The sequence below is a fragment of the Brucella tritici genome, assembly GCF_008932295.1.
GTDB classification, from domain to species: domain Bacteria; phylum Pseudomonadota; class Alphaproteobacteria; order Rhizobiales; family Rhizobiaceae; genus Brucella; species Brucella tritici.
In genome coordinates, this window is record NZ_WBWA01000008.1 from 201,575 (window position 1) to 207,883 (window position 6,309).

A 6,309-nucleotide genomic window follows, 5' to 3' on the forward strand; every position below is an offset into this window, starting at 1 on the left:
CACCGCGCCTTCATTGCTTCGGAGCATGAACACACCGTTTGTTCATGCTCCGGCAAGAATAACACCAAGCGACCCGGCCCGCCCCCCGACCTATTAGTCGACGTGCCGGATAATTCGCCCGCTTCCGGCGGAGGTATCTATGTTTTTTTACACTCTACGACGACTCTGGCAGAGCTTGATACTGCTCGTCATCGTTTCCGTCATCGGCTTTATGGTGCTTAATCTCGCACCCGGTGGTCCCCTGTCACAATACACACTGACACCCGGGATGACCAAGGAAGCTCTGGACAGAATTGCAGAACAGATGGGACTAAACCGCCCTCTTCCCGTTCAGTACCTAGACTGGCTGTGGAGACTTTTGCAGGGTGATTGGGGCAGTTCTTATCGCGATGGCCGACCCGTGCTTCAGATCATAACCGAACACCTTTGGGCAACCTTGCTGCTGATGGGTGGGTCGACTCTTCTCTCTATTCTGATTGGAACATGGCTGGGCGTTCACACGGCACTCAAACGCGGCTCGGTCTTCGACTACGTCGCAACTATTGCGGCGATGATTGCTCTGTCGATACCGACTTTCTGGTTTGGTCTTGTGGCGATTTATATTTTCTCGCTGAAACTGCAATGGCTGCCGGCCGGCAACATGTTCACTATCGGTGACGGATCGTTTCTCGACTACGTCAAGCATCTGATCTTGCCCAGTTTGGTATTGGCGCTCGTCAATGTCGCGATTTGGAGCCGCTATATGCGCAGCGCCACGTTGGATGTCATCCACCAGGACTTCATTCGTACCGCGAAAGCCAAGGGCCTGACGTCCCGACGCATCCTGATCAAACATGTACTCGGCAATGCCATGGTTCCCATGATCACCCTTGCTGGTGTTCAGTTGCCGACCATTCTGGGTGGCGCACTAGTCACCGAAACCGTGTTCACATGGCCGGGCATGGGGCGTCTTTTCCTCGATAGCCTTGGATACAACGACTACCCGGTCGTGATGGGCTTGCTGATGTTTTCAGCCGTTCTCGTTCTGATCGGCAACTTCGTCGCCGATCTGCTCGTGGCCTTTGTCGACCCGCGCGTCAGACTGGATTGAGGGAACACAATGAACACGTCAGTACAAGCCATTCCCAACCTCGATCATCCTCGCTGGTGGAAAAGCCGCGTGGTTCGGCGCTTTATGAAGAACAGATTGGCACTCGTGGGCCTAGGCATGATCTTACTGCTCACGCTTGCCTGTATCATCGGACCTTATCTGTTACCGTTCGACGAACTTTACATTGACTTGAGAGCGCGCTTCGCTCCTCCTGGTACAGGTGCGCATATTTTCGGAACAGACCCTCTGGGGCGAGATATAGCTGCACGACTATTCCAGGCGGGAAGAATATCATTGCTCGTCGGCTTTTCGGCAATGGTACTCTCAACCTGTATCGGAGCCGTGGTCGGCGTCGTTTCGGGCTATTATGGGCGGTTTTTGGGAACGGCATTAATGCGCGTCGTCGATGCCTTCCTGTCCTTCCCTTCCATATTTCTGCTGCTGGCTCTCGCTGCGTTCGTCAAACCGAGCCCACTGATGATCACCGTCATCATCGCAGTAACCAGCTGGATGGAAGTTGCGCGTATCGTGGAAGCAGAAACGCGCTCTCTGCGTGATCGCGACTTCATCCTCGCGGCGAAAATGCTGGGGCTGCGTGGACGCTGGATCATGTTTCGGGAAATTCTGCCCAATATCGTCGGGCCAATCATCGTAGCCGCAACGCTTACCATTGCGCGGGCAATCCTTCTGGAAGCCTATATCAGTTTCTTGGGTTATGGCATTCAGCCTCCCCTTCCAAGCTGGGGCAACATGCTCAATGGCGCACAGCAATACCTCACCTCGGCGCCATGGCTCGCAATCGTACCAGGTGTGGCCATCACTGTCGCCGTTGCCGGTTTCAACTTTGTCGGCGACGGACTGCGAGACGCACTGGATGCGCGTTCCGACCAGGGCTGAGACACTTTAAACCACCAATCAACCAAAGGACTGGATTCATGAGCCTTACAATCTACCACACCGCCGATGATATCGATTTCAAACCGAGCCGCCCTGCGGAAGGTCGCGATAGCGGTTCCGATGCGCGTATGATTTGGGAAGACGACATCGAAAACGGCACCAAGGTCGCTGTATGGAAGGCGGAACCCGGCCTTTACGCCTATCCGGCGCGTGATCTTGATGAAACTTTCGTTATCATCGAAGGCGAAGCCATGTGCAGCCTTGATGGTTCTAAACCGGTCAAGGTCTCAAAAGGCTCAATCGTGCGTATCGCCAAAGGTGTGGCCATAACGCTCGACGTACTCACCCCTCTGCGCAAGGTGGCAACCGTCGTTCCCAAGCCCTGACCTGTGAGTTTTAAGTCCCGGCAGACATGCAAAGGTCTACCGGGACTTAAAGCAGTGTCGCTTAAAACGACCAGGCAGAAGACTAATTCTCTGGAGGAGTTCAATCATGGCATCCAAACGATCTGTTTCCGCAAATTTTTCCTCGCAGCCTCTCGATTATCAAAACTATGTCGATGGTGCCTTTACTGGCATCGCCGACAATTACGTCGATGTGTTCAATCCCGCGACGGGCGACCTGCTGGGGCGCGTTCCGGACGCATCGGAAGCTGATATCGATCACGCTGTCAAAGCGGCCCGAAAGGCGCTTTCCTCCTGGGAGAAACGTCCCGCTATCGAACGCGCTCAATACCTGCGCCAGATTTCGGCGAAGATTCGGGAACACCGCATTGAGCTTGCCGATGTCATCATCAAGGAACAAGGCAAGACGGCTGGCCTCGCCCAGGTTGAAGTTGACTTTACCGCCGACTATATCGACTATATGGCAGAATGGGCACGCCGTCTCGAAGGCGAAATCCTGACCAGTGATCGCCCGAACGAGACAATGCTATTGCTACGCAAGCCAATCGGCGTGGTCGCGGGTATCTTGCCCTGGAACTTTCCGTTCTTCCTCATCGCGCGCAAACTGGCCCCCGCACTCATTACGGGAAATACGATTGTCATCAAGCCCAGCGAAGAAACGTCCATCAACGCCTTCATCTTTGCGCAGCTCGTGGCCGAAACCGATCTGCCCGCAGGTGTGTTCAACTTGGTAGGCGGTCGCGGCGCATCCTCGGGCGAAGCGCTCGTCAATCATCCGGACGTGGATCTGATCACCTTTACCGGCAGCGTTGCGACTGGTTCGCACATCATGCAGGCCGCAGGAAAAAATCTGACACGCGTTAATCTCGAACTGGGTGGCAAAGCACCGGCGATTGTTTTGGCCGATGCCAATCTCGATCTTGCCGCCAAAGCCATCTACGATTCACGTGTCATCAATACCGGACAGGTTTGCAACTGTGCCGAGCGGGTCTATGTGGAGCGTCCGGTTCACGACTCGCTGGTGGAAAAGCTCAAAGCTCTCTTTGAAGCAACCCGATATGGCGACCCATCGCAAGAAACCGACCTAGAGATGGGTCCACTGATCAATCAGGCCGGTCTCGACAAGGTTTCCCGGGCCGTTGAAACAGCGGTAGCTGATGGCGCAAAAATTGTCACTGGCGGGAAGATTGCAGACCGACCGTCGGGCTTCCACTACGAACCGACACTGATCGTCAACGCACAGTCCCACATGGACATCATGCGAAAAGAGACGTTTGGCCCCGTGTTGCCAATCCAGATCGTCGATAGTCTCGATGAAGCAATCGAGCTTGCCAATGACTCCGACTATGGCCTGACTTCGTCCATCTACACATCCAATCTCAATGCCGCGATGAAGGCCAGCCGTGAACTCAAATTCGGTGAAACTTATATCAATCGCGAAAACTTCGAAGCGATGCAGGGCTTTCACGCGGGTCGCCGCAAATCCGGCATTGGTGGCGCCGACGGCAAGCATGGGCTGTATGAATTCACCGAAACGCATGTGGTCTATATTCAGGGCTAACAGCATTCGAGCGAGGGCCGCAGATTTTGCGGCTCTCTCCAGGATGCAAAGCATCCCAACAAAAAGAGGCTTCCAAGCCCCTCACACTACAATTGATTTTCGGGAACAACGATGATGCAGAGCACAGTTTCAGCTACGGACAACAGCAAGTCGGTCAATGCTATTTTATCAGTGCGTAATTTAAGCATTGGGCTGCCCAAGGGCATGGACAGGCAATTCGCTGTTCGCGATATTTCCTTCGAGCTCCGGGCGGGTGAAATCCTGTGCATCATCGGCGAATCCGGTTCTGGAAAATCAGTCACCGCAAATACGATCATGGGGCTGCTACCATCCACCATGCAAATATCAGGAGGCGAAATCGACTTCAGGGGGTCGGACCTCCTCAAAATGCCTGAGCGTCAGCGCAGGCTTTTGCGTGGAAGATCTGTATCGATCATATTTCAAGATCCTTTGTCGTCCCTCAACCCATTGATGACTATTCGCGACCAGATCGAGGAGGTTCTTGTCGCCCATGATTATGGTGACGCTGCGAAACGCAAGGCCAAAATTGTGGAACTTCTGACCGAAGTTGGACTGCCTGACCCGGAAGTCATTCAACACCAATATCCGTTCCGACTGTCGGGTGGACAGCGTCAGCGTGTCATGATCGCTATGGCTTTGGCGCTCGACCCCGATGTCCTGATCGCTGACGAACCCACGACAGCACTCGATGTTACGACGCAAGCGCAGATTTTGGACCTCATACGCAAGATTCAAAAACGTAAAGGCATGAGTGTCATGTTTATCACGCACGACTTCGGCGTGGTTTCTGAAATCGCCGACAGCGTGATCGTGATGGAAAAGGGCAATCTGGTTGAACAAGGTTCTGCCGCAGACGTGCTCGTGAACCCGAAGCACCCTTACACCCAGCGCCTCATCGCAGCCGTTCCTCATATGCGCGAGGACGATAGAACAGTCGCCGGACAATCAGATATTATACTTGAAGCATCCAAACTGACGAAGACCTATCACGTTGGTTCAGGCATGTTTGGCCGAAAGCGTGTCGTACCGGCACTTCAAGAAGTAAGTTTCACTTTAAAGCGGGGACAAACTCTGGGTGTCGTTGGCGAAAGCGGCTCAGGAAAAAGCTCTCTCGGACGGGTTCTCATGAAACTGACGGACCTCGATTCTGGAAACATTTTCTTCGAGGAGAAAGATATTGCTCCACTATCGGAAGCGGAGTTTCGTCCGCTTCGCCCCCGCATCCAAATGGTATTTCAAGACCCCTTCGCTTCCCTCAATCCGCGTCATACAATCGGTATGTCCCTGATGGTGGGTCCTATCGCCCATGGGCAAGAACCCAAAGGGGTTCGCAAGCGTGCACTGGAAACACTCGAACTGGTCGGTCTTGATCGCGGCGCCATGGAACGATTTCCGCACGAGTTCTCAGGCGGGCAGAGACAACGCGTCGGCATTGCACGCGCCCTTATGCTCGACCCCGAAATTCTGATTGCCGACGAAGCGGTTTCTGCCCTCGACGTCTCGATACAGGCCCAGATACTTGAATTATTGCAAAAAGTGCAGAAGGACCGTGACCTTGCGATTATCTTCATCACGCACGACTTGCGGGTTGCCAGCCAAATTTGCGATGATGTTTTAGTCATGCATCGTGGTACAGTCGTGGAATCTGGTCCGCCGAGCCGAATTTTCGGCAATCCGGCCAATACCTACACTCGCAGTCTGGTTGCTGCGATTCCAGGACTTCACTAAGTCAGATGCTGGCCTACCCTCTCCTGTCAAAACCGGCATTGTTAGCGATGGCGTTAACTCGTGCTGCCATGGTCGGAAGATTTTGCAGAAGGAAGCCGCGGTCAAAGTTTTCGGACACACCCTATCCGTCAATCGATGAAGCTATTTTCGGTTCGCGGGGCTTGACCTTTAACTTCTTTAGACATGGTCTCTCTTCGAGCGGTTGACCGTTAGTGTTTTGGTTAATGATTTACAAATATAACACTGATTTTATTTATTTTTTGCCTCGAACTATGTTCATCCCCCATTCAGTTCGCCCCCGATATGTTGCGGACAACAAAGGAGGTGGCATGAAAGAGGTCGCGCTCACTGGAAGAACGGATCGCTGAGATGCAGATGATTTTGGGACAGTCACGTTTTGTGCCGTTTGGCTTACCTTATTGGGGTTTGAAACGCTTCAATGAAGGAGAGCAAAACGTGACTGCACTTTATGATTACCACATCGGGGTCGAGCATAAGGGCGCGTGCAATGCCGACGCGTTGTCTCTGCCCGCCTGAGAACTCGTGCGGAAATCGTTCCATGGCGCCGCGATCAAGACCGACCAGTTCGAGTGTTTCCAGTGCACGCT

Annotated in this window: 6 protein-coding genes; 5 read left to right on the forward strand and 1 reads right to left on the reverse strand. The window is 53.5% G+C overall.

The window, feature by feature from the left end:
* Nucleotides 1-139 precede the first annotated feature (139 nt).
* The 5 genes from F9K91_RS11305 (at nt 140) to F9K91_RS11325 (ending at nt 5,701) form a co-directional block, all read left to right on the forward strand.
* The gene (locus F9K91_RS11305; RefSeq protein WP_151677810.1) at nt 140-1,090 is read left to right on the forward strand and encodes an ABC transporter permease; all 951 of its coding nucleotides are present in this window, start codon (nt 140-142) and stop codon (nt 1,088-1,090) included.
* Nucleotides 1,091-1,099: 9 nt separating this feature from the next.
* Complete coding sequence (locus F9K91_RS11310; protein WP_151677811.1) at nt 1,100-1,987, forward strand: ABC transporter permease; 888 nt, start codon at nt 1,100-1,102, stop codon at nt 1,985-1,987.
* A gap of 38 nt (nt 1,988-2,025) precedes the next feature.
* Nucleotides 2,026-2,373 (forward strand): cupin domain-containing protein, encoded by a 348-nt coding sequence (locus tag F9K91_RS11315; RefSeq protein ID WP_151677812.1) that lies wholly within the window; start codon nt 2,026-2,028, stop codon nt 2,371-2,373.
* A 106-nt stretch (nt 2,374-2,479) separates the two neighbouring features.
* On the forward strand, nt 2,480-3,952 hold the full coding sequence (gene aldA / locus F9K91_RS11320; RefSeq protein ID WP_151677813.1) for an aldehyde dehydrogenase: 1,473 nt from the start codon (nt 2,480-2,482) through the stop codon (nt 3,950-3,952).
* Nucleotides 3,953-4,063: 111 nt separating this feature from the next.
* Nucleotides 4,064-5,701, forward strand: coding sequence for an ABC transporter ATP-binding protein (locus F9K91_RS11325; RefSeq protein ID WP_235912891.1), 1,638 nt, complete (start codon nt 4,064-4,066; stop codon nt 5,699-5,701).
* 411 nt (nt 5,702-6,112) lie between these two features.
* Here F9K91_RS11325 and F9K91_RS11330 read toward each other — a convergent pair.
* On the reverse strand, nt 6,113-6,309 hold a 197-nt coding region (locus F9K91_RS11330; protein ID WP_151677814.1), incomplete at its 5' end, for an ATP-binding cassette domain-containing protein.